Source organism: Floridaenema fluviatile BLCC-F154 (genome assembly GCF_041929135.1).
GTDB classification, from domain to species: Bacteria; Cyanobacteriota; Cyanobacteriia; order Cyanobacteriales; family Aerosakkonemataceae; genus Floridanema; species Floridanema fluviatile.
Map to the genome: position 1 here is coordinate 1 of NZ_JBHFNS010000094.1, position 23059 is coordinate 23059.

26 protein-coding genes, 1 tRNA gene, 1 pseudogene and 1 CRISPR repeat array are annotated in these 23059 nt (G+C 39.5%); of the genes and pseudogenes, 15 read left to right on the forward strand and 13 right to left on the reverse strand.

Annotated features, from left to right (window positions below):
• Positions 1-129 precede the first annotated feature (129 nt).
• Entirely contained in the window at positions 130-1461 is a 1332-nt protein-coding gene (locus tag ACE1B6_RS28165) for a D-alanyl-D-alanine carboxypeptidase (protein WP_413260620.1), read from the forward strand.
• 2 nt (positions 1462-1463) lie between these two features.
• On the opposite strand, the gene lptC is transcribed toward ACE1B6_RS28165, so the two are convergent.
• The 3 genes from lptC to metG all read right to left on the reverse strand — a co-directional run bounded on the left by lptC (position 1464) and on the right by metG (position 5078).
• Positions 1464-2675: an LPS export ABC transporter periplasmic protein LptC gene (lptC, locus tag ACE1B6_RS28170; protein ID WP_413260621.1), complete on the reverse strand. Its 1212-nt coding sequence runs from the start codon at positions 2673-2675 to the stop codon at positions 1464-1466.
• A gap of 98 nt (positions 2676-2773) precedes the next feature.
• The gene (locus ACE1B6_RS28175; RefSeq protein WP_413260622.1) at positions 2774-3385 is read right to left on the reverse strand and encodes a LabA-like NYN domain-containing protein; all 612 of its coding nucleotides are present in this window, start codon (positions 3383-3385) and stop codon (positions 2774-2776) included.
• A gap of 88 nt (positions 3386-3473) precedes the next feature.
• Complete coding sequence (metG, locus tag ACE1B6_RS28180) at positions 3474-5078, reverse strand: methionine--tRNA ligase (RefSeq protein WP_413260623.1); 1605 nt, start codon at positions 5076-5078, stop codon at positions 3474-3476.
• A gap of 328 nt (positions 5079-5406) precedes the next feature.
• On the opposite strand from metG, the gene ACE1B6_RS28185 reads away from it, so the two are divergent.
• The 4 genes from ACE1B6_RS28185 (at position 5407) to ACE1B6_RS28200 (ending at position 9819) form a co-directional block, all read left to right on the forward strand.
• A complete protein-coding gene (locus ACE1B6_RS28185) occupies positions 5407-6126 on the forward strand; it encodes a lysophospholipid acyltransferase family protein (protein ID WP_413260624.1) in 720 nt (239 codons plus the stop codon).
• A gap of 67 nt (positions 6127-6193) precedes the next feature.
• A complete protein-coding gene (locus ACE1B6_RS28190; protein WP_413260625.1) occupies positions 6194-7018 on the forward strand; it encodes an alpha/beta fold hydrolase in 825 nt (274 codons plus the stop codon).
• A gap of 116 nt (positions 7019-7134) precedes the next feature.
• A tRNA-Lys gene (locus ACE1B6_RS28195) sits at positions 7135-7206 on the forward strand.
• Positions 7207-7632: 426 nt separating this feature from the next.
• Positions 7633-9819 (forward strand): RNA-guided endonuclease TnpB family protein, encoded by a 2187-nt coding sequence (locus ACE1B6_RS28200; protein WP_413260626.1) that lies wholly within the window; start codon positions 7633-7635, stop codon positions 9817-9819.
• A gap of 27 nt (positions 9820-9846) precedes the next feature.
• Positions 9847-10393: a CRISPR direct-repeat array (repeat unit 37 nt; unit sequence GACGAAATCAACTTTTGAGGGTGTGGATGGTTGCAAG).
• Positions 10394-10498: 105 nt separating this feature from the next.
• Here ACE1B6_RS28200 and ACE1B6_RS28205 read toward each other — a convergent pair.
• The 3 genes and pseudogenes from ACE1B6_RS28205 to ACE1B6_RS28215 form a co-directional block, all read right to left on the reverse strand.
• Positions 10499-10705, reverse strand: a complete 207-nt coding sequence (locus ACE1B6_RS28205; RefSeq protein WP_413260627.1) for a type II toxin-antitoxin system HicB family antitoxin — start codon at positions 10703-10705, stop codon at positions 10499-10501.
• Positions 10706-10713: 8 nt separating this feature from the next.
• A pseudogene (locus ACE1B6_RS28210) lies at positions 10714-11289 on the reverse strand (Uma2 family endonuclease).
• A 158-nt stretch (positions 11290-11447) separates the two neighbouring features.
• Positions 11448-11921, reverse strand: coding sequence for a hypothetical protein (locus ACE1B6_RS28215; protein ID WP_413260629.1), 474 nt, complete (start codon positions 11919-11921; stop codon positions 11448-11450).
• 356 nt (positions 11922-12277) lie between these two features.
• Here ACE1B6_RS28215 and ACE1B6_RS28220 point away from each other — a divergent pair, with 356 nt between their 5' ends.
• Complete coding sequence (locus tag ACE1B6_RS28220) at positions 12278-12529, forward strand: hypothetical protein (RefSeq protein ID WP_413260630.1); 252 nt, start codon at positions 12278-12280, stop codon at positions 12527-12529.
• Here ACE1B6_RS28220 and ACE1B6_RS28225 read toward each other — a convergent pair.
• Entirely contained in the window at positions 12511-12762 is a 252-nt protein-coding gene (locus ACE1B6_RS28225; protein ID WP_413260631.1) for a hypothetical protein, read from the reverse strand. The genes ACE1B6_RS28220 and ACE1B6_RS28225 overlap by 19 nt on opposite strands.
• A gap of 80 nt (positions 12763-12842) precedes the next feature.
• Here ACE1B6_RS28225 and ACE1B6_RS28230 point away from each other — a divergent pair, with 80 nt between their 5' ends.
• From ACE1B6_RS28230 to ACE1B6_RS28255, 6 genes are all read left to right on the forward strand, one after another.
• Complete coding sequence (locus tag ACE1B6_RS28230; RefSeq protein WP_413260632.1) at positions 12843-13037, forward strand: DUF6888 family protein; 195 nt, start codon at positions 12843-12845, stop codon at positions 13035-13037.
• Positions 13003-13233: a DUF6887 family protein gene (locus tag ACE1B6_RS28235; RefSeq protein WP_413260633.1), complete on the forward strand. Its 231-nt coding sequence runs from the start codon at positions 13003-13005 to the stop codon at positions 13231-13233. The genes ACE1B6_RS28230 and ACE1B6_RS28235 overlap by 35 nt, the downstream gene beginning before the upstream one ends.
• A gap of 62 nt (positions 13234-13295) precedes the next feature.
• Positions 13296-13604 (forward strand): hypothetical protein, encoded by a 309-nt coding sequence (locus tag ACE1B6_RS28240; protein WP_413260634.1) that lies wholly within the window; start codon positions 13296-13298, stop codon positions 13602-13604.
• Between the two features lie 2 nt (positions 13605-13606).
• Entirely contained in the window at positions 13607-13852 is a 246-nt protein-coding gene (locus ACE1B6_RS28245; protein WP_413260635.1) for a type II toxin-antitoxin system VapC family toxin, read from the forward strand.
• Positions 13806-14420, forward strand: coding sequence for a hypothetical protein (locus tag ACE1B6_RS28250; RefSeq protein ID WP_413260636.1), 615 nt, complete (start codon positions 13806-13808; stop codon positions 14418-14420). Before ACE1B6_RS28245 ends, ACE1B6_RS28250 begins: the two co-directional genes overlap by 47 nt.
• Before the next feature lie 39 nt (positions 14421-14459).
• Positions 14460-14819, forward strand: a complete 360-nt coding sequence (locus ACE1B6_RS28255; RefSeq protein ID WP_413260637.1) for a hypothetical protein — start codon at positions 14460-14462, stop codon at positions 14817-14819.
• Positions 14820-14971: 152 nt separating this feature from the next.
• Here the strand turns inward: ACE1B6_RS28255 and pruA are convergent, their stop codons facing one another.
• From pruA to ACE1B6_RS28275, 4 genes are all read right to left on the reverse strand, one after another.
• Positions 14972-17944 (reverse strand): L-glutamate gamma-semialdehyde dehydrogenase, encoded by a 2973-nt coding sequence (gene pruA, locus ACE1B6_RS28260; RefSeq protein ID WP_459563122.1) that lies wholly within the window; start codon positions 17942-17944, stop codon positions 14972-14974.
• A gap of 219 nt (positions 17945-18163) precedes the next feature.
• Positions 18164-18397 (reverse strand): DUF2283 domain-containing protein, encoded by a 234-nt coding sequence (locus tag ACE1B6_RS28265; RefSeq protein ID WP_413260639.1) that lies wholly within the window; start codon positions 18395-18397, stop codon positions 18164-18166.
• Between the two features lie 64 nt (positions 18398-18461).
• A complete protein-coding gene (locus tag ACE1B6_RS28270) occupies positions 18462-18707 on the reverse strand; it encodes a hypothetical protein (RefSeq protein ID WP_459563118.1) in 246 nt (81 codons plus the stop codon).
• Positions 18708-18986: 279 nt separating this feature from the next.
• Positions 18987-19313 (reverse strand): hypothetical protein, encoded by a 327-nt coding sequence (locus ACE1B6_RS28275; protein WP_413260641.1) that lies wholly within the window; start codon positions 19311-19313, stop codon positions 18987-18989.
• Between the two features lie 142 nt (positions 19314-19455).
• Here ACE1B6_RS28275 and ACE1B6_RS28280 point away from each other — a divergent pair, with 142 nt between their 5' ends.
• The gene (locus ACE1B6_RS28280; protein WP_413260642.1) at positions 19456-19872 is read left to right on the forward strand and encodes an element excision factor XisH family protein; all 417 of its coding nucleotides are present in this window, start codon (positions 19456-19458) and stop codon (positions 19870-19872) included.
• Entirely contained in the window at positions 19860-20207 is a 348-nt protein-coding gene (locus ACE1B6_RS28285) for a XisI protein (RefSeq protein ID WP_413260643.1), read from the forward strand. The genes ACE1B6_RS28280 and ACE1B6_RS28285 overlap by 13 nt, the downstream gene beginning before the upstream one ends.
• A gap of 193 nt (positions 20208-20400) precedes the next feature.
• Here ACE1B6_RS28285 and ACE1B6_RS28290 read toward each other — a convergent pair whose 3' ends face one another.
• Entirely contained in the window at positions 20401-20835 is a 435-nt protein-coding gene (locus ACE1B6_RS28290; protein WP_413260644.1) for a type II toxin-antitoxin system VapC family toxin, read from the reverse strand.
• Positions 20835-21137 carry a hypothetical protein gene (locus ACE1B6_RS28295; RefSeq protein ID WP_413260645.1) on the reverse strand — a complete coding sequence of 101 codons (303 nt, stop codon included), beginning with the start codon at positions 21135-21137 and terminating at the stop codon, positions 20835-20837. Before ACE1B6_RS28295 ends, ACE1B6_RS28290 begins: the two co-directional genes overlap by 1 nt.
• A 421-nt stretch (positions 21138-21558) precedes the next feature.
• On the opposite strand from ACE1B6_RS28295, the gene ACE1B6_RS28300 reads away from it, so the two are divergent.
• Entirely contained in the window at positions 21559-23058 is a 1500-nt protein-coding gene (locus ACE1B6_RS28300; protein ID WP_413260646.1) for a GUN4 domain-containing protein, read from the forward strand.
• The last annotated feature ends 1 nt before the right edge of the window (position 23059 follow it).

Here is a 23059-nt window from a genome sequence, read left to right on the forward strand (position 1 = left end):
CCTCTGCCCCTCTGCCCCCCTGCCCCCATCCCACCTTTTGCATATTGACCGATTTAAGGCAAAATCGAAAATGCTAAATCTAAAACCTAAAATCTAAAATCTAAAATTCGAGTTGAGGAGTGTCTCAAAGTGTTGGAATTATTTAGTTCTGGGTTAATGTCAGTGTGGTTAGACATGGCAGGGATTCACCGTTCTGGGTTGAATTCTACACAAGATAGCCAAGAAATGGTTTGGCCTGGGAATGCGGGATTCGTGCTCGCAGCTGCACCGGAACCGCAGACGGCAAGTATTGTTGAGGAATATTTACAGGAGTTAGGCAAACAAAATCCGATCGCCCAACAAGGAATTTGGATGCAGTCGGGCCCAGTAGTCTTAGCAAATAATCAAGGTTCTATTCCCTTGCCAGCCGCCTCTTTAACCAAGATTGCTACCTCTTTGGCTGCCCTATCTACTTGGGATCATTCCCACCAGTTTGAGACGCTGGTAAGCGCCACTGGGCCAATAAAAAATGGAGTATTAGAGGGAGATTTAATTATTACGGGAAATGGCGATCCGTTATTTATTTGGCAAGAGGGCATTGCACTGGCTAATTCTTTAAATCGATTGGGAGTGAAAAAAGTAGCGGGAAAATTGGTGATTCGGGGAAGATTTGCGATGAATGGCAACCGGGATGCTTTGCGATCGGGTCAAATGCTCATGCAGACTTTTAATTCCCGCACTTGGTCTAGACCAATGATTTTTAGATATTCTCGCATGGCTCCAGGTACTCCCAAACCCCAATTACAAATTGTTGGTGGGGTAAAATTGGAAAATCCACTAATGGGCCCGCAACAAACTAAAGCAAATTTATTATTACGTCACCGTTCTTTAACTCTGACGCAACTTTTGAAACAAATGAATATTTTCAGCAGTAATGACATGGCAGAAATTATTGCTGACTCTTTAGGCGGGGCGCAAGTAGTACGGAAACTAGCGGCGAATGCTGCGGGTGTGCCTTTAGGAGAAATTCAATTAATTAATGGTTCTGGTTTAGGTGTGGACAATCGGATTTCGGCACGGGCAACTTGTGGAATGTTAATGGCACTACAACGGAAATTGCAACCTTTAGGCTTGACTATTGGCGATTTTTTCCCGGTTTCGGGTCGCGATCGCAATGGTACAATGTCTCGTCGCCAACTTCCCCAAGCAACAGTGATTAAAACCGGAACTCTGCGAAATGTTAGTGCTTTGGCGGGAGTGATGCCCACTCGCGATCGGGGTTTGGTGTGGTTTGCCATCATCAACCGCGGTAATGATGTTATGGGTTTACGTACTAAACAAGACCACTTACTCCAAAGTTTAATTCAGCAATGGGGTTCCCCAACTTCTCCGCCTCTGGTAGTCCTTCCCACTCCCGCTAGCATCGACTACGTAAAACGGATTGGGGCAAGCGATCGCAACCAAGTTTTCCGCCGCGGTTGAGATTAATTTCCCCTCTGCCCCTCTGCCCCTCTGTCCCCCGGCTTTGACTGTGGAACAATTTGAGTAATCACAGGGGAGTTATCACCATTTCCGGTAATGACAATTTTTTGCTCTTTCAATTTTCCGAAAGCTTTGGGGCCATTTAAAGTTAATGGTGGGTCAGTTTGCTGATAGAAAACATTGCCAATGGCTTCAAATTGTTGAGTTTCTAAATACCAAGTCATTTTATCAGTTCGCAGGTTGGAAGGTGGTTTTTCCCCTCTACCTTGAACTCCTCCTACTAAGTAAGCAATTTGTGGTTTTAAGTCCACGCTGCCTTGACTAGCGATTAAGGTAATTTGTTGTTCTCTTTGGTAAATAGTTACTGGTTGATTTGAGGAGACTAATTTAGTATTTAAATTCCAGACAATAGCGTTACTAACTATTTGCATTGGGGGTTCGGAAAAGGTGATTTGTCCATTTTTTCCCAGTTTGGCAATTTTATTTTTTAAGTCTACTTCTCCTTGATTTCCTGTGGCGCGTTCGGTAATTTTTTCTTTATTGTATCGCTCGATTTGCACAAAGCGATCGCTAAACATTTTCTGTTCTTCTACTTGCCAAAATAACTTTTCGGTTTTCATGATTAATGGAGGATCGATCGCTTTTGCCACCACTTGACCGATAAATTCGATTCTTTTCGCCCGACTAAAAGCCCTGGCTTCTTGCGCTGATGCTTGCGCTTGTTTATGAGTTCCGGTCAAATTATTCCGAACAATTAAAAGGTCTTCATCTGGTCGCCATTCCATTTCATTACCGCGCAATACTACGCCATTTTGGGTATCTGTAGCGACAATTTGACCTTTAAGAAAAATTTGTTTACCATCTTGTTTAATTTCTCCGGTTTGACCGCTAACTCGATATACTATTTTGCCATCTTGAAACAAATCTCCGATCGGACTTTGAATTTTCGCATCTTTTTTATCATTACTATAAACCGCTTGTTTGGCTTTAATTTTCCACAAAGGACGACCTGAATCGTCAACTTTATCGAGAGTAACATCATTAAATGTGAGGTTACTATCTGATTCTTTAGCTAATGCTCTTTCTTGGGCAAGTCTACTATCTTCAGCTAACTTTTTCGCTGTTCTCCCTTCAGAATCACAAGCTACAATGCCGAAGAATAAACAAATCAAGAATACTTTTAGAAATATGGATTTATCCAGATTAATTCTCATCAAATTCACCGTTTTGTTTATAGATCCCCGACTTCTTGAAGAAGTCGGGGATCTGTTAAGGGGGATCTGAAATTTAAATTGTTGTTGTTATTGAGTTTTTAATCGTCGTCTTTTTCGTCATCTAATAAACCAATCCCCGACAAAGGGCGATAAATATAACCTCCTTGACGTGGGGTTTTTTGGATATCTTCTTTGATGTTTTCTAGGTCGATATAGCGATCGGCAACATTAATTAAACTATCGCTAGTCATGGAACGCAAACTCACAACTTCTACGCGGACACCGCGATAACTAACTGCATCAACCGCATAAGCTAAATCGCCATCGCCACTAACTAAAACTGCTGTATCATAAGAGCCAACTAAAGCCATCATATCCACGGCAATTTCCACATCTAAATTGGCTTTTTTAGAACCATCTGGTAATTGTACTAAGTCTTTGGCAATGACGCGATAACCGTTGCGGCGCATCCACAACAAAAAACCTTGTTGTTTTTCATTGGTGCGATCGACACCAGTATAAAAGAACGATCGCAACAACCGAGAACCAGCCGTTAGCCTACACAATAACTTGGTATAGTCTATTTCAATTCCCAATTGCAAAGCCGCATAAAACAGATTTGAACCATCAATAAAGATGGCGACTCGACCGCGATTTTCCAGAACTTGTTCTGGTGTGAACAGCGAGTCTTTTTCCAGATTGTTTAACATGATTATTATGCCTCATTTTTTATCAAATCAATCAATGTACTCCTAATCTCTCCACATTTATATAGCCGGAGATGGCTAAGGGATTTTATTAAGAACTAGTTTCCGAAAATTCCAATTTTTGAAACACCGGATGAGGTTCGCCTAACTTTTGTTTCCCAGGTAAAGTTCCCCAACTAGCAGATGTGGAAAAGTTTGCTGTATTAGATAATTGAGTTTTGTCATCAAAGTTTGTCCTAAAGCCTAATTGTTGATAAATGTTATTGCTGATACCTGGGATAATTGGCGACAATAAATAAGCAGCCAATCGCACAGATTCTAGAACAGAATACAACACTTCTTCAACTGCTGGCTGATTTCCTTGTTTATACAATGTCCAAGGTGCCTGTTCGTCGATATACTTGTTACCAGTGCGAATCAAGTTAAGAACGGCTTCACAAGCATTACTAAAAGCTAAATTTTCGTAAGCTTGAGCAACTTGTGTACCCAATGGCAAACCAATTGTTTTTAATGGGTTTTCTGGAGAAATATCTGCGCCAGTTAAGTTAGGAACTTCGCCACCGCAGTATTTATAAGCCATTTTCAAAGTACGATTGAGCAAGTTACCCAAATCGTTGGCTAGGTCAGCGTTGAGAATGGGAATAAAACGGTTTTTTTCGTTAAAGTCGCCGTCTTTACCGAATTCGATTTCTTTCATAAAATAGTAACGAACTGCGTCGGCTCCATAGCGATCGACTAAATCGATCGGATCGATCGTATTACCGAGAGTTTTACTAATTTTCTGCCCGTCTTTGGTCAAGAAACCATGTCCAAACACTTTTTCTGGTAAAGAAATCTTTGCTGACATTAACATTGCAGGCCAGTAAACCGCATGAAATCTCAGAATGTCTTTACCAATCAAATGTAAATTGATGGGCCACCATTTAGCTAAAGCATTTTCTAAAGTTGGTTCGTCCTCTGGTTCCAGAAGGGCAGTAACATAACCTAATAGGGCATCAAACCAGACATAAATGGTATGTTTGGGATCTGTGGGAATGGGAAAACCCCAATCTAAGTTCACTCGCGAAATAGAAAAGTCTTGCAAACCTTGACCAACAAAGTTGAGGACTTCATTGCGGCGAGTTTCTGGTTGAATAAAATCTGGTCGTTCTTGGTAGAGTTTTTCCAGTTGAGTTTGGTATTTGGAAAGACGGAAGAAATAGTTTTCTTCGTCGCGCCATTCAACTTCTTTGTTTGGGTGGAGAGGACAACGCTTTCCTTCGAGGAGTTCGCGTTCTTCTTTAAACTCTTCACAACCTACACAATATAAACCTTTTTGTTGACTCAGGTAGATGTCACCAGCATCCCAAACGCGGTGAAAAAACTCTTTAACGATCGCATGATGACGATTGGCTGTAGTTCGACTAAAGCGATCGTACTGAATATTCAGCTTTTGCCAAAGTTTCTCAAACCCAGCAACTATTTCATCACAGTGTACCTGGGGTGGTAGTCCTCTAGCTTCCGCAGCACGTTGAATTTTCTGTCCGTGTTCGTCGTTTCCGGTAATTAGCAACACCGAATTGCCTCGCATTCTTTGGTATCTAGCTACTACGTCAGCTGCGATCGTCGTATAAGCACTACCTATGTGAGGTATATCGTTTACGTAATATAGCGGTGTTGTCAGAGCAAAGGTTTTTTTATTATCGATATAATTCATGGAAAGAAATGGCAACAAACCCTCATAAACTGTTTTTAATCATACCTTGAGGGTTTGAAATAAAGGTTTTATGGGTATTTTTTACATTTATTATAATCTAATCCAATCTTGTAACAATAGTATAAAAATTTACTAAAATGGCCTAAATAAGATAGCTCAGCAGTGCCTAAAGCCTCTCTATCTGAGGATAATTGTCAACTTAGCCTCAAGAAAGTTAACAATTATTAAAGAGTAGGGTTACACTTAGACAAAAATATTAGTCAAACTATCGAAAATTTATTTATTGAACAACTCTCTACCATTTGGTTGTAGTTATTTCGGACAACTCATGTATTCAGAACCATTGTTAGTTTCGCAACTATTGCTAGCAGTTAGCAAAACCAAGCTATTTCTCCATCACCAGGAGCGAATTCCTCCATCAGGACCGATGTTAGTGGTGAGTAATCATCGCAGTTTTATGGATGCGCCATTGCTGATGTCAGCGGTAGGTCGTCCAATCCGGTTTGCTTGTCATCATTATATGGGGCAAGTTCCGGGAATGCGGGAGTTGGTAACTAAATTAGGTTGTTTCCCTTTGGAGGAAACGGGAAAACCGCAAAAGAAATTTTTCCAACAGGCAATTCGCTTGTTTGAGACACAGCAAGTGGTGGGTTTATTCCCGGAAGGCGCACAACCGATGGTAGAGTTTACCAAACCGGAAACGATGGGCCAATTTCACAAGGGTTTTGCTCACTTGGCGTTACGAACTCCCGTGGAACGATTGTGTATTTTACCAGTTGCGATCGCTTCTGTGGAAGAATCTGTTAGTTCAGCCGTACCATTAAAACTGTTAAGCTGGTTCGATCCTTCGGAACCATTGTTTAATAGTTCTGGTTGGCATCCTTTCGTAGTTTACCAACGAGTCAATGTTTTAATCGGTCGTCCTTATTGGATTACCTCTGTTCAGAGAGAAGAATTGCGAGGTAAACGGATGAAAACCGTGGTTGCTGAATTAATAGATTATTGTCAAACTGAAATTAGCGAGTTATTGCGGAAAGGCTGTAATTAAGTTGTCAGTTTTACGCTTGGTTTTAGGTAAACTTAGTTGAGAATAGCTGTTGAATATCGATTGAAAAATGCCACAGATTAAAAGTCGTCCCTGTTTCTTAACTCCCACACAGATTAAGCCAGATTTTCCTTTATTCATATTTTTACCGGGAATGGATGGTACAGGTCAGTTATTGCGTTGTCAAACTGCTGGTTTAGAACAAGGTTTTGATATTCGTTGCTTAGCTATTCCGCCAGATGATTTAACGAATTGGGATGAACTTACAGAACAGGTAATTAATTTAATTGAAGCTGAACTGAGAAAAAATTCCCATCGTTCTGTTTATTTGTGTGGGGAATCTTTTGGTGGTTGTTTGGCGATGAAAGTCGCTGTAAAAGCGCCTTGGTTGTTTGAAAAAATAATTTTAGTTAATCCCGCTTCTTCGATGAGTCGTCGTCCTTGGATGTATGCGGCAATCCCTTTAACACAATGGGTTCCCGGTTATTTTTATAACTTAGGTTCTTTGATTGGTTTACCTGTTTTAGCTGCTATGGGTAGGATAGCACCTAGCGATCGACAAGCCTTAGTCCAAGCAGTCCAAATTGTCCCGCAAAAAACCTCAATTTGGCGACTTTCTCTCCTCCGAGATTTCCAAATTCATCCTAATCAATTAGGTCGCATTACTCAACCAGTATTGTTAATTGGTAGTGTTGCCGATCGACTTTTACCATCAGTTTCCGAAATAGAATATTTGTTAGAACATTTCCCCAATGCCAGAATGACAGTTTTACCCGAAAGCGGTCATGCTTGCTTGTTAGAAACTGACGTGAATCTGTATGAAATTTTAAGAGAAAATGACTTTTTACCAGAGAGCAAAAAGCAAAGTAAAATGGTTTCCTCCGCAGCAAAGTAGCTGTACTGAAGAAACTTGAAAAGTTGTGAGTTAGCCAAAACCTCAAAGTTTTGTGAAAAAACTTTAACGACTACTTCCAAAATCCAGCTAAATTTGCTAAGATAATAAATCTGAACGGGCGACTAGCTCAATGGTAGAGCAGTAGACTCTTAATCTATTGGTTGCGGGTTCGAGTCCCTCGTCGCCCATTTTTTCGATTTTAGATTTTCAATCCTCCCTCAAGATAGGTTTGGGGGCTGTATTGATTTTTGAGGTAGGGACAGGGGAAAGGGGTGGCGATCGTTTTATTGCTGAGTTCGTTAAAAAATCCTAAAAAGTTATGTAACAATGCAGTAAACCGAACTCTGCTAGTACGGGAAACTCTCAACCAACTTTTGTAAGCAGGCGCTACATTTAATAAGTCCCCTAATAAATTCAAGACAATCAATATACCCTTATGAGAGCAAATGGCTCTAATTAAATATATTTTTGCTATGTTTATTTAGCAAATTAATTTTCTCCGTCCTTGGATAAATTATGGCGTTATAAGTATAAACAAATCGTTAGTTTCCATGAAAACAGTTGAATTCAAGTTAAATTTGAATAAATCTTAGCAATCAACAATAGATGATTGGTTGAAAACTTTAACTTGGGTATGGAACAACGGATTAGCATTACTAGAATGGCGTGAATATTGGTTACGCTGTCAGGAAATAAATTACTATCCTATTGAATTAAAAAATACTCAGAGAATTCTATTACCTCAGTCTACTTTAGATGAATGGGGTTTTTTTAGTCCTGAATCTTGCCCAGTTTTTAAATTAGATTGGAAATTTAATCAAATAGAATGTTTTCATGTTACCAAAAAAGGAAAGAAAGAATTAAAAAAATCAGATGTTTTTGGGCTATGTAGTCCATGTACATTAGTAAAAAAAATAAGTTTAAATGATTATCCAGAAATCAAAGAAGAAGCAAAGTATTTGACTGTTGAGCAATTTGATAGTAGTGCTATTTATTCTGGATTAAAAAAATTAACGTTAGGTCAATTTATTGAAAAGCGAGAAAGTAAAAAAGGTATTAGCTTCTATCTCCATACTCCCGGTATCCCAGAAAATAAACCACATTGGAAAGGGGAACCACCAATTAGAGGTTTTTCTGATAAAGATTTGATTGATTATTTTGGGAAGAAAAAACTTGCTAATTATTCAACGATACCAGATGGAGTTAAAGTCGGTATTGCTGACTTAGACAGTAAATTTATTGCAGGTCAATGCCAAAATTTGGCTAATGCCTGGAAGCAGTACAAGGACAGAAAGCGAGGTGAACCCCGGTTCAAAAAATATACTCGTTCCGAAATGATGGCGGCTATTATACATAACAATGCTGCTATCCGAGAAAGAATACCTGATGAAGAAAAAGCCAAAGAAAAAGAGTCTAAACAGTTAAGAGAGGAAGCAAAAGCAGCCGGGGTAAAAAAAGAAGAATTACCCCCAGTATATATACCTCCTAAAATGCCTGTAATAGGGTCAACTCTGAAGGTAGATTCTACTCGTAATAGAATCCGTCTACCTTTTATTGGGTGGGTGAAGATTAAGGGTAAATCTACTCAGTTGCTTAATAGGTGGGGTGATGCTTTTGGTGTTAGCTATCGAATATGTAAGGAAGCCTCTGGGTATTATATAAAGCTAACTGGGGAGATTAACTCTAAGCCTAAACAAATTAGCTTGAATCGTCAAGATAGCGATCTTAAGGCGATCGGTATTGATGTAGGTGTTGCTTGTCTTTATGCTGATGATGCAGGTAGGTTAGCTGAAGCAAGAAAATATAAAATTAAAATTGAGAGAAAAATTGCACGTCTCCAGCGACAAGTTGCCAAGAAAAAATCAGGTTCTAAAAATTGGGAAAAATTGCAATTAAGAATCTCTAGGTTGCATGAAAAAGATCGTAGACGTTCTATAGCTGCTGACCACAAAATTACAACTAAGTTGTTAAGAGAGTATGATGGCATTGCTGTTGAAAATTTGAAGCTGGCAAATATGACCGCAGCTGCTAAAACAAAGTTAGATGGTAAAGAATACGCAAAAAATGGGAGAAAACGTAAGTCTGGTCTCAACAAAGCTATACTAAGAAATAGCCCAGGCAGGCGTAATCAGTTTTTGGAAACTAAAGTTAAAGCTATTAATGAGTATTTTGGTTATACTGTTAGAGAGTTTGTAAAAGTTGACCCAAAGAACACTTCAAAAGAATGTAATGAATGCGGTCATATCGACACCGAGAACCGTAAAACACAAAAAAATTTTAAGTGTGTCAAATGTGGACACATCGACCACGCTGATGTTAACGCTGCAAAAAACATCTTTGATCGTGGCTTATTAGACTTCGAGAGAAGCTACCGTACTTGGAGACGGGAAGTTAAGCCTGTATCAGTTGGAGACGGGCCAACTGGAGAGAACGAAACCTTGAGGAGTAGTTCTGTGAGACAGGAAGCTGCCACCACAGCAGTTTCGGTTGTTGAATCAGCAGAATTGACTGCTGAATATTATGCAGCCCAACCAACCCCGAAAGGGGGAAAACCACCTCGACAAAAGAAGAAAAAATGCGCGAATCGGAGGGTGTCAAAATCTAGTAGCGATCAAAAACAACCTCAAACTCTTACTCCGAATAGCTTTGAAGGTAACAGGCAGTCAAAAGCGATTCTCGTAATTGATGGAAACCCTGTAATACCTGGATTAGAGGCGTTTTTTGATGATCCTGCACCTAAGAAAAAATCTAATTCCCGAAAAAAGGAAAATAGATTCACGAATCCGATGCCTGAAACGTAGTTCCAGCCTATCCTCTGGGATAAAACCGACGAAATCAACTTTTGAGGGTGTGGATGGTTGCAAGTCATTAGGGATTTAATCGCCACCTTCCGATCGAAAGACGAAATCAACTTTTGAGGGTGTGGATGGTTGCAAGCCTCATCCCTTGAGGAGGGGATGAGACTAATCCAAGACGAAATCAACTTTTGAGGGTGTGGATGGTTGCAAGCCAGTTGGGAATCCTCCAGTTTGCCGAAACAGCGTCCTCGACGAAATCAACTTTTGAGGGTGTGGATGGTTGCAAGTAGATGATGTGCTGGCGATTCAAGTGGGGAACCTGGACGAAATCAACTTTTGAGGGTGTGGATGGTTGCAAGTCCCTAAGAACAATGCCGGAACTGCCCAAGGTTCCCGACGAAATCAACTTTTGAGGGTGTGGATGGTTGCAAGGCGAATACCGCAAACCAACAAGTTGTGATTACTGGACGAAATCAACTTTTGAGGGTGTGGATGGTTGCAAGGTGTACCTGCTACCGCGCCTATTGGTACACCATCAAGGACGAAATCAACTTTTGAGGGTGTGGATGGTTGCAAGCAGGGTTCGAGTCCCTGGTCAGCTATGAAAACAAACTAATAAAGGCTAAACCTGTACAATTTTACTTGTTCTTAAACTTTCTCGAACTTCCCAATCAATATTTTATTATGCTTCAATATATTCACAAATAGACACAGGTTCGGGAATTGGAAAGCCATCTTCTTGTAAACCTTCTAGATGAAATGCGATCGCCTCTTTAATTAAACTCCTCACCTCTGTTAAACTTTCAGCTACAGCTACACATCCAGGTAGATCGGGAACATAAGCACCGTAGCTAGTTTCACCTTTTTCAATTACAACCGCATAACGCATTAATCTTACTAACTAATATTACCAGCCGCCAACACTTGTTCAACCGTTAACACTAACTCTGGAAAAGTCCGAGAAACAATATTTTGATTAGCTGTAAAAACTGTTTCTTCATATAAGCCTTATTCCCATAATAAAACTGTAACTTTTGATTTCATTGGATCGACAATCCAATATTCGGGAATCTCTAATGCTGCATATTCAGAACGCTTAAAACGATAATCTCGACTTACAGATTCAGGACTAACAACTTCAACAGCTAACAATGGTGGTATTTCAGTAACAGCCGATCGATCCAAAAATTCCTGCACTTGTTCAACAGGTACAATATAAAGATCGGATAATCTCGACTTTCGCCATCCCGTTCTAATTCCCGCTTCTCTAAAACATACCCAAGGTAAACCTAGACGGCTGATTTCTGCCTTAAAATTGTCCTGAAGAAAATCAGCAATTAATAAATCCCTAAAAGTTCGAGGATTCATGAGTTCTAACCTTCCATCAACCAATTCATAGCGGTTATCTGTGCGATCGTCATAAGCTAAATATTCGTCAAAGGTAAACAGTTTTTCTGCAACTTTGCTTTTCATGATCTGCCACTAAAGCTTTAGTTTATTATACCTAGAAATTTTCACAGATAGGAGTTAGAAAATGGGAAGACTATTTTTGGGGAAAGCTTTTAGGTAAAATGCGATCGCGTAACCTATGCGTTAGCACGTATCAGATCTTTAATTAAACCTTTCACCTCTTAAAAATTACCCAACTTAGCCTTAATTATGGAATCGAGATTCTGCCATTCTTCAGAATTAGATTGTGATAAAGTTAAATATTTTTGCTGACCTAATCTTAGTTGATTCTCCAAGTCATCAAACAAGTTAGGCTGATTTTTACAAAGTGAGGAATGAAAACTAAAGGCTAATTCTACAGCAATCCAAAGAGTAAAGATTAAATCTATATTCTTGCCTTCTCTTAAACTACCTAAAAAATTTATGATTTTAGTAGCAATTTTGGCATACTCTTGTTCAGCCTTGGAATGAATCCCGCCAATTTCGGCAACTAGATCGTAATGTAAATCAGAATATTGTTCTTTACCGTAAGTCAAGAATCTCTTAAAAAGTGCATCGCCATCGATCTTTTCTTTGTTGTTGGGAATGTTGCAAATAGAGGTTATGGTATCTACTAAAACAAAGTATAGCGTGTAAATTTTGGCTGTATTGTCCATAGCGAATAATTTGAGTTGATGGTTAATACTAAGCTGTTACGCATTTAAAAGTCATATTGTAGGGTGCGTCAGATTTAGATATTTTCCTTTCTACATAAGCTTTACCGTCTGACGCACCCTACTCGTTAATAAGTGATTTAAATGCGTAACAGCTTAACTATATGGGAAAAGGGAGAAGAGCGATCGCACCACACCCCACAAATTTACTCCTTGTAAGCATAGTAATAATAGTTAATGCCTTTAGTTTATTGGTAAGTTAGACTAAGTATGATAAGTTGCTTTCATAAAAGGAATTATGACAGAGTTATTGAGGCGTGTAATTGCAGAAATTGAAAAATTACCAGAAGCGGAACAAGATGCGACGTATCGCAACTCGCCTGTTAGCGGAATTAAAAGATGAACAAGCATGGCAAGTTCGCTTTGAGTCTACAACTGATGAACAATGCGATCGTTTAGCTGTAAAGGTACGTCAGGAAATTACAGAAGAAGCGTTTGAAACAATGGTCGATCGATTAACTGATGAATTTGCCAAAAGTGTTGGGGAAAATGTGCCTTTGTTGTCAGACTACGCTATTAACTGTGAAGGTATTTATGAGGAGCATTCATAAGTGTGATATATCTGCTCGATACTAATGTAATACTGCGTTTTGCCGATCGCTCTCACCCACTTCTTGTAAACATACTGAGCATTTATAAGTTGTGATATATCTACTCGATTTGGAGTCGGAAGAACAGGAAGCGATCGCAAATGAAAGCATAATAGAAGAATGAATCGCACTTCACCCCACAAACGCCACCCACAACTAGCACTCAGTTCTTGTAGGCATAGCAGCTGATTCATCAGTATCAACTTCTGATAAGCTAAATTTGTCATATATTATATTTAGGAGCTACAACTTGCCGACACAAAGCCAGTGCTATATGGCAATATTTGTTTGTCAGTTACTTTCTAATTTGTATCAACCAATTCAAGTTTTTCGTTATGACCAAAAGTTAAAAACAATCTACATTCAAGCTGGGGTAAGGGATGAAATTGCGATCATAATAGATGAAATGAAGATGGAATTTGGGAGTTTGTTCAATGACACAAAACTTAAAAGAAATGACAATTACTGAACTAAAGCAGTATATCTCTGAAAATAGAAATGATGAGGACGTTTTCCACGCAGCATTGCAAGAGTTAATGAGTCGTCGCGATCCTAATGCTATACGGTATCCTAATCCTCTCACTCTTGCCGATCCTATAGCCGAAATGGAAGCTATTTTTAAGGAAAAGCTTGAGCAAATTGAACGAGCAAAAAAAACTGAGTAAGTATTACCAATAGTTAATCCGCAAGTTAAACTTATATCATAAGTTGCTCAAGAAAGGGAACTATGACTGAATTATTGAGGCGTGTAATTGCAGAAATTGAAAAATTGCCGGAAGCGGAACAAGATGCGATCGCTACTCGCCTGTTAGCAGAATTAACAGATGAACAAGCATGGCAAGTTCGCTTTGAGTCTACAACAGATAAACAATGGGATAGTTTAGCAGCAAAGGTACGTCAGGAAATTACAGAAGCAGAGTTTGAAACAATGGTCGATCGATTAACTGATGAATTTGCCAAAAGTCTTGGCGAAAATGCGTCTTTGTTGTCAGACTATGCTGTTAGCCGTGAAGGTATTTATGAGGAGTATCCCTAAGTGTGATATATCTGCTCGATACTAATGTAATACTGCGTTTTGCCGATCGCTCTCACCCACTTCATCAAACAATTAGAAATGCTATCCGAAAACTCCGACAAGATGGTTATAAATTACAAGTAACATTTCAGAACTGTGTTGAATTTTGGAATGTTGCTACCCGTCCAGCAGATAAAAATGGATTCGGAATGACTGGTGCTGATGCCGATCGATTATTACGTCTACTTTGCTTATTTCAGATTAGCTGAAATTAAGCTACTACTTGGCAGAAATATTGTACTTTTCCCAAGCAAAGTTAAAACTCCTAGTGGAGATATTTTAGGAGTAACATTCAATGTACCAATCACTTTCTACAACTGGAGTCCTCAAGGTGGGACAGTTTATCGAATGCGCCTTATTATAGGAAGACAGCAGCAAAATGAATACTACGATATGACATGGACTACCTTTGTAAAAATTGGTAGTGGAGGGAATTTTGAGGACGAAGAATTAGCACAACCTATCCCAATGGGGGGACGCTCATCTGTAAACAAAATTATTCGATTTGACTGGAATCCAGAATTTACAGGAGAAAAATTGGATATCCGAGTTGAAAAGTATGAATTAATGATCTTTGCTTGGACAAAAAATACAGAGAAGCCTGATTTGAAGTATGTTACTTCTTTCCTATTAAGAGATGAGCAGTATGCAAAATATCAAAATAACATATCATCTGGTAACTTTGGACCGATATGGCTGTCTCTAGATGATGCTGAAAGACCAAACACTGTCATAACAAAAAATCGTGTTGACAGCTTCTATTTAGACAAAAGGTGAACTTAATTTTTAGAAAACCTTGATCAGGAGATGTGAGTTATGTCTGAAAACTACCAAATCTATGGCGCTCAAAATTTAGGAAATATAGCGGGGAATATAATCATTCGCTCCAACAATGTCAGTTATACACAAGAACTGACTGAGGCGGCTGCCGAAATTAAACAGTTACTTAAACATTTAGACTCGCTATATCCAATTAGTACAACTAGTGAAAAAATGAATTTAGCTGTCGAAGTTATACGTCAAATCGAGGCTACTCCTTCATTACATCGAAGGATATTTAGCTTAATAAAATCTGGTGGAACTGAGGCTCTAAAACAAGAGCTTAACCATCCAGCTGCTAGTATTTTGATTAATGCTTTGGAAGATTGGCAAAAAAGTGAAGTAACTGATTCCTAACACTGATTGTATCTGTATTTCCATTTGTGTTCATCTGTGGTTTTTTTATTAAACCGCAAAGAACGCAAAGAACGCAAAGGAAAGAGAGCAAAAAAACAGGGTGAGCATTGCCCACCCCTACGGAGTTGATAGACTAGCAAGGGAAACTTAGATTATTCTGCCCCTTCGATTGGTGCGAAACCTTGACGTTGGATATTTTCCGTCACCACGCGGGGTTCAAGGAATTGTAGCAGATAATCGGGCCCTCCGGCTTTAGATCCGACACCAGAAAGTTTAAATCCGCCGAAAGGTTGACGAGAGACGATCGCACCTGTAATTCCTCGGTTAATATAAAGATTACCCACCTCAAACTCTGCGGTTGCTTGTTCGATGTGCGAAGGTGTGCGCGAGTACAAACCGCCAGTTAAGGCGAAGTTCGTACCATTGGCAATTTGCAAAGCTTCTGGGAAATCTTTGGCGCGAATGCAGGCGAGCACAGGGCCGAAAATTTCCTCTTGGGCAATTGTAGCAGTTGGGGAGACTTCGCTGAAGATTACCGGGCCGATGAAATATCCCCCTTCCGAAGATGGCATTTCTAAAGCTAGTTTCGCTTCCTCTTTGCCTTTGGCGATGTATTCCCGAATGCGATCGCGTGCCTTAGAATCAACTACAGGGCCGACTTTTGTACTAGGATCTTCAGCATTACCGACGTTTAAACTGCGGGTAACTTCCACCAAGCGATTCACAAAGGTATCGTACACTGAATCGACGGCAATTACACGCGAACAAGCGGAACATTTTTGCCCACTGTAACCGAAAGCGGAATGCACAACCCCGGCAACGGCTTGATCTAAATCCGCACTTTCATCGATAATAATCGCATTCTTGCCACCCATTTCGGCAATCACCCGTTTGAGATGTTTCTGACCGGGTTGTAAAATGGCAGCATTGGCGTAAATGCGACATCCGACTTCTTGAGAACCTGTGAAAGCTATCATGTTCACATCGGGATGCTTCACCATGTACTCGCCAACTATTGAACCTCTTCCGGGTACGAATTGGAAAACACCGGGAGGCATTCCCGCATCGACGAGGATTTCTGCTAGTTTAGCAGCAATTACGGAAGAAACTTCCGCAGGTTTCAAAAGCGTGCAATTTCCCGCAACTAACGCCGCTACAGTCATTCCCGTTGCAATTGCAAAGGGGAAATTCCAAGGAGAAATTACCAATGCAATACCCAAAGGTTGATAAATGTAACGGTTAGTTTCGCCAGCGAGGTCGTAGTTGTATCCTTTATCTAAGCGTTCGATTTCGTTGGCATTGTAGCGACAAAAATCGATCGCTTCTGAAACTTCTCCATCTGCTTCTGGTAAAGGTTTGCCAACTTCTAATACAATCCAAGCACAAAGTTCAGCGCGACGTTGTTCCATTAAATCCCCTGCTTTTCGCAGAATGTCGGCGCGTTCTTTGGCAGATTTTTTGCGCCATTGGGGAAATGCTGCTTTTGCAGCTTTGAGTGCTTGTTCTGCTTGTTCAACAGATAGTAAACCGATTTTACCAACAATTTCTTTGGGATTGGAAGGGTTAACTGAATCAAAACTTTCGGAGGTATTTTCGTACTTACCATTAACTAAAGGTAAGTAAGTTTTACCCAATTGTCCTCTCACAATGCGGAATGCTTCTTGTGCTTTCTCCCGCTTATTTTTGTCAGCGTAATCTGTATCTGCCACATTGGGAAATGCGCGTTTTGCCGCCAAATCTGATACAGTATTCTTAGGAGAAGGCGCAGCTAAGAGTTCTTCAATTGGACGGTCTTCTAAGTTTTGTCTGAGGAAGGAACTGTTAGCAGTATTTTCCAACAAACGGCGAATCAAATACGCCATTCCCGGAAGTAATTCCCCATAAGGACAATATACTCTAACGCGATAACCTTTATCCGCCAAAGCTTTAGCTAATTTATCTCCCATTCCGTACAAAACTTGCATTTCAAAGCAACGCTTGGGAACATTGAGAGTTTCCGCGATAGCAATTGCGCGTGCTTGAGTTCTGACGTTATGACTACCAATTGCTGTATATATATATTGATAGTTTTCCAACAGCAGTTGAGTAAGTTTTTCATAATTAGCATCAGTCGCCGCTTTATCATTATAAACAGGTTGTTGCCAATCTCTTTGAGCAGCTTTGATGGTTTCTTGATCCCAATATGCGCCTTTTACTAAACGAACTGTTACCGGATATCCTCTTAGTTTCGCCCATTCAATTAAATCTTTCAAGTCTTTTTCACTATCGCGCAAGTAACCTTGAATGGTAACACCAATATCGGTACGCGAACGAAACTCTTCTTCTAACAAAACTCGTTTTAAAATGGCGAGTGTTAAATCTTTGTAAGCATACTGTTCCATATCAAAATGAACAGCCGCTCCCAACTCTTGAGCGCGACGTAGTAAAATACGAATGCGATCGCTAACTTTCTCCTCACTTCCCTTGTCATCCAAAGGATCAAACTGAGAGTAAAATGCAGTTAACTTCACCGAAACTTGTACTTTGGGAATTGGTTGTCCGTCAGCTTCATCAATTTGAGGAATAGTTTTCCAACTCTGAGAAGCTTCCGTCAACTGCTGCATCAATTCCAAATACTTTTTCAGATACAGCTGTGCTTCCGACTCAGCAATTACCGCCTCACCAAGAAGGTCGATGGTAAAAGCCATTTTATCCTTTCTGAGACGTTCGATCGTCTTAATTACCTGCTGAACATTTTCCCCAGCAATATACTTATGCGCCAACGCCTCCACAGCAGTCGATACGGTTGTCGCCGCCACCTGTCCCGGCATAGAATCAGCAGAAGCAAAATTTAACATTCCCTTCAATGCGCTGGGAAGTTCCACCGACTCATCGCTGAGGTATTCTTGTAAATGACGAGCAACCTCAGACTTGCTACGCAACGCCGGAAGACAGTCAATGAAGCGAAACAGCTGCACGCGCAAACCGGGGTTACTCATCGCCCATGCCAGCATTTTATCATCCCAGCGCATTTGGTCGCGCATTTGAGCCAAAAACGATCGATTTTCCTTAGTTGCTGCTAAAAGTTGTTTAGCAATCTCTTGGGTTTTAGGTTCGTAAGTGTTATTATTTTGTGCAACCACAATTGTGGACTCCTATTATCGGCAAAAATAGGGATAAAAATCCCGTATCCTCTATTCTTACGTTTTGGGGTGACATTTGCGATCGCCACAATCCAACCATCAACAAATCTAGTCAACGCTTGACCTACTAAAATTAATTAAGCATTCATCTGCCTTCATCTGCTTACCCTTCGGAAACAAATCTGGTTTATAGGCAAAACCGGGGATTTGGTAACTACACTTCTATGCAACTTTAATAGTCAATCCCATTTGATCGATCAAAGCAGGTAAATTAGATGCTTCCAGCGTATTCAAATCGATTTTTTTTGAGGCGTTATCAATATCCATGCCCACGATATTACCATCGGCATCTAAGTCTACCACCACTCCATCGGCAATTTCCATTGAATCTGTGCTAGAGCTAGCCTTCAGGTCGATGTAGAGTGAGTCTGTTTCTGGATAGTAAAGCAGTTTCATCGCTGGTATACTCCTTTATAAAAATCCCATCCTTATTAAGAGGATGGGGAATTCTTTATAGCCTTTAAGCCATATCCTCTATCTTAAAGCCACGATCTCGTAAGGCATTATGAATAGTTTCACCATCTTTCTCTGTCACCACTCTAATGTATTTACCCTCCCTTTCTGGATCGTTTCCCCAGAAGCGAATACGACCATCAGGCTGCACCTCCCTTTTTACGGGATTAGCTATAATACTCGCACATAGCTCAATAGTAAGATATGGGCGCTTCTGCAACACTTGTCTGACGAAGTAATCAGTGGTTTTCAATTCATTACCTCTTTTTTATTTTGGAGTGCATTATGTCTACTAGTTGTGGACACTCTGCGTATAAGAATGAAAAAAATAGGTGTTGCAGAATAAAGTATACAAATAAAATTATACACACTTTAATGCTGAAGCGCAACAAGGTACGCTTCTTGAAGTTAACAGTTTGTAGTCGTTCTGACTTTTTCGCAATCTTTTATTTCAAAAATCTAATAAATTTATTAGCTGTGACTAATTCAATCTCAAAAATCAGTTTCCCCTGTTCCTCAAACGGATCTGAAATCATATTAACCCACAATAACCATCTTCATTCAGGCGAAAAGTGGTTAATCGTACTTTCCCATTATACGGATAATTAGCTTTTACTTTTTGCATTAAACCATCAAACTTTTCATCAAGCAAATAGTTCCCCGTTTCTGCATCAATAGCGATAAACCAATTGTAATGAGTTAGCATTAATTGTGGGCGAATTTGCTCGAAAATTTGGCGACAATGCTTGCCTAATTCTTCCCTTTGCGCGATGCGTTTGGCGCGAATTTCTGGACTACTCTGGTGTTCGGGAAAAATGCGACCTCTGCGAACTTGACGTTTCTGGGTTGATTCTGTCATTGGAGGAAAAGGGAGCGTAGATTTGAGATATTCTGATTGTATGACTTTTCAATGGTGTTTTGTAGTTTTTTGGGAAATGCGATCGCTCTTCATCGCTCAATGTGATAGTTTTAAATTGCACCTCTAGATCGAATCGTCTGTTGTGGCTAAAGATCGTTTTCATCAAGTTGTTAAGACGGCTCTTAATAAGGATGGGTGGAATGTTACTCATGATCCACTTAAGATTAAAGTAGGCGGTGTAGAGATGGAAATTGACTTGGGGGCAGAAAGATTACTAGCAGCAGAGCGAGGAGATGAGAAAATTGCGGTAGAAGTCAAAAGTTTTTTGGCTAGTGCATCGGCAATTTCAGAGTTTCATACAGCACTGGGGCAATTTATTAATTATCGCGCTGCATTACGTCGTGAAGAACCCGATCGCACTCTCTATCTAGCCATCCCCGATCTAATCTATAATGGCTTCTTTCAACTTGATTTTCCAGCATCAATGCTGCAAGAAAATTCCGTAAAATTGATTATTTACGATATTGAATTGGAGCAAATTTTACAATGGAAGGACTAACGGATAAATTAACCAACTATCAGCAAATTGTCCAGCAATTATTGATAGATTATGCAGAAGTTAAGCCAGCTTATGGTGATATTGAAGTTGAAACTATCTTTGATACACTGCGAAATCACTATCAAATTGTGCATTTGGGTTGGCAACATAAACGCTGGGTGCATCATTGTATAATACATCTTGATATTCGGAATGATAAAATCTGGATTTTTTACAATTCAACAGAGCATGATATTGCAGCAGATTTAGTTAATTTAGGCGTACCAAAACAAGATATTGTGTTAGGTTTTTATCCTCCTTTCATGCGGGAAATGAGTGATTATGCAGTGGGCTAAAAGCAGAAGGATTACAGAACAGAGGCTAAATTAAAGTTTAGATCGACCTTTTCATCATCTCTGAAATAACAGATGAATTTTCAATCGTATTTTGTAGTTTTTGGGAAATGCGATCGCTAAAAATCCCCTCAATGTATGAGATGTTAATATATAACTTTATCTGAGTTTTGGAGAATTATCAGGAGCGATCGCCCTAAATCGGCACTTGTACCAATTGAGCTACATCATCACCTAATCGAGTAAAATCATGAGGATTTAAAGTTAATAATACATCAACTTCTGCTTTAAGCGCAGCCTGAGCAATTAAACCATCAAAAATACCTCCTCCTGGTAAATTTAAACTCACCATTTTCGCCACCGTTACTTCATAATCTTCAACAGTTAAAGCAACTTTCTCAAATCTATTCAAATTTTCCCTAATTAATTGTTGTGCTAACTCAGGATTAATTCGAGGAGTGCGAGGAAAGCGAGTAAGTACAAAATAAAGTTCAGCTACACTATGAGTTGAAATAAATCCTTTTATTTCTTCTATTCTGACTCGCTGTAACCAAGCAAAACATTTAGAGTGATGGGGATGTTCTTCCAGCATCGTTGCTACCAGCACAGATGTATCAAACAAAACTCTCATCACGGCATAAATTTCCTAATTCTTTCTTCTCGCATTTCTGGGACAAGACTTTCCCATTTAACTTCTTCTCCCGCCTCTCTTGATGCAGCTTTCACTACTAAAACTCCTTCTACATAATGTACGATCGAATCATCAATAGGTGAAGATTCCGAAGGAGAATTTTTCTCAGGTAATATAGTTTCCTTTTGTTTGCTGTTTCGCCATACCAAAAAATCAACAAAATCCAGAACTTCCTGAAGTTCACCTTTTGGTAGTAGTTCTAAATTTTCGGCAATCTTTTGTTTCAAATTAGATTCTGTCATCGGAGGAAAAGGGAAGCGTAGATTTGAGATATTCTAATTGTATGACTTTTCAATGGGGTTTTGTAGTTTTTTGGGAAATGCGATCGCTAAAATTCCCTGAAGTTATGACTGCGACATTATTGTAGACCTATCCCGCTAGGAGAAAATTATATACCAAAAATAACTTGCATTTGCGGTGATGCCTTGTGGCTAGTTTAACATTTCAATGCTGGGATATTATGTTGATTTGAAAGTGCGATCGCATCTCCTCCAAAAATACCTCTACATCTGCGTTCATCTGCGTTCATCTGCATTCATCTGCGTACTAAAAAAAGAACTAAAGGAAAAACAGATAACCTACATATACCATCTGTGTTCATCTGCGTTAAAAAAAGCTAAATCTCCCTTATACTAAAAAAATCCCATCTATCCACAGCGAAAAATGAGTCTGTGCATTAATCCAAATTGCCCAAAACCAGATCATCCGCAGAACATTAACAACCGCTATTGTCAAAGTTGCGGTTCCGAATTACTTTTAGAAGGACGCTATCGAGTGACGCAACTCCTCAGCGATAAAAGTGGTTTTGGTAAAATTTATATTGCAGAAGAACAAGGAAACCCCAAAATACTAAAAGTCCTCAAAGAGCATCTAAACAACAACGCTAAAGCAGTCGAACTATTTCAAAAAGAAGCAAAAGTATTAGCACAATTAAAACATCCTGGTATTCCCCAAGTGGATAGTTATTTTCAATATCAAACCAAAAACGGATTGATGTTGCATTGTATTGTGATGGAAAAAATCGAGGGATTAAACTTAGAAGAGTGGTTAAAACAACAGGGAAATCATCCTATTTCCGAACAGCAAGCAATATCCTGGTTAAAGCACATAACAGAAATCCTACATTTAGTTCATGAAAAGAAGTATTTTCATCGGGATATTAAGCCTGCCAATATTATGTTAAAACATGATGGGCAGTTAGTGTTAATTGATTTTGGTACTGCGAGGGAAGCAACTTATACTTATCTTGCCAAACTTGGGGCAGGAAATCAAATTACAGCGGTAGTTTCTGCGGGGTATACGCCACCAGAACAAATGAATTTTCAAGCTGTACCGCAATCAGATTTTTTTGCTTTGGGACGGACATTTGTGCATTTACTAACAGGACAATATCCTTTAAAATTTTATGATGCTCATAATGATGTGTTTCGCTGGCGAGATGCGGCAAGTATTTCTCCAATTTTAGCTGATTTTATTGATAATTTGATGGCGCAAAAGCCAGGAGATAGACCGGAGAATACACAGGTAATTTTGCAGCGAATAAAGGAACTGACGCAAAAGTTAGGGAAGCGAAAAAGCAATTTACCTGTTGTGGGAGTAGCAGCGAGTTTGTTATTAGTTTTGGGTGTGGGAATTGGTTTTTTTGTTTCTAAATTAGGTGATAATTCTGTTAGTCCGGTGGTGAGTAGTTCGCCTTTTATTTCTAATTCCAAAAGTGGGGACTATCCTCAACTTGAGAATTTCCTGAAATCAGAAAATTGGCAAGCAGCAGATGCAGAAACTCGTAATGTTATGCTGAAGGTTGCTAATCGGGAAAAAGAGGGTTGGTTGGATGTACAATCTATAGATAAGTTTCCTTGCGAAGAACTTGACAAAATTAATCAGTTATGGGCGAAATATAGCCAAAGAAAGTTTGGTTTTACTGTGCAAGAATCGATTTGGAAAAGTGTTGGTGGTAGTTCAAAACCGACTAATGAAGTTTATAATCGGTTTGGCGATCGCGTTGGCTGGCGAGTGAATCAGAGTTGGCTAAAATACAATGACTACAACTTTACTAAAAATGCACCATCAGGACATTTACCTGTAATGTTTAATGATAACAAATTACCGAGTAATAGATTATCTGTGTTAGCGCCAAAAGTTGCCAAGTGTGGTATTCGTTAAT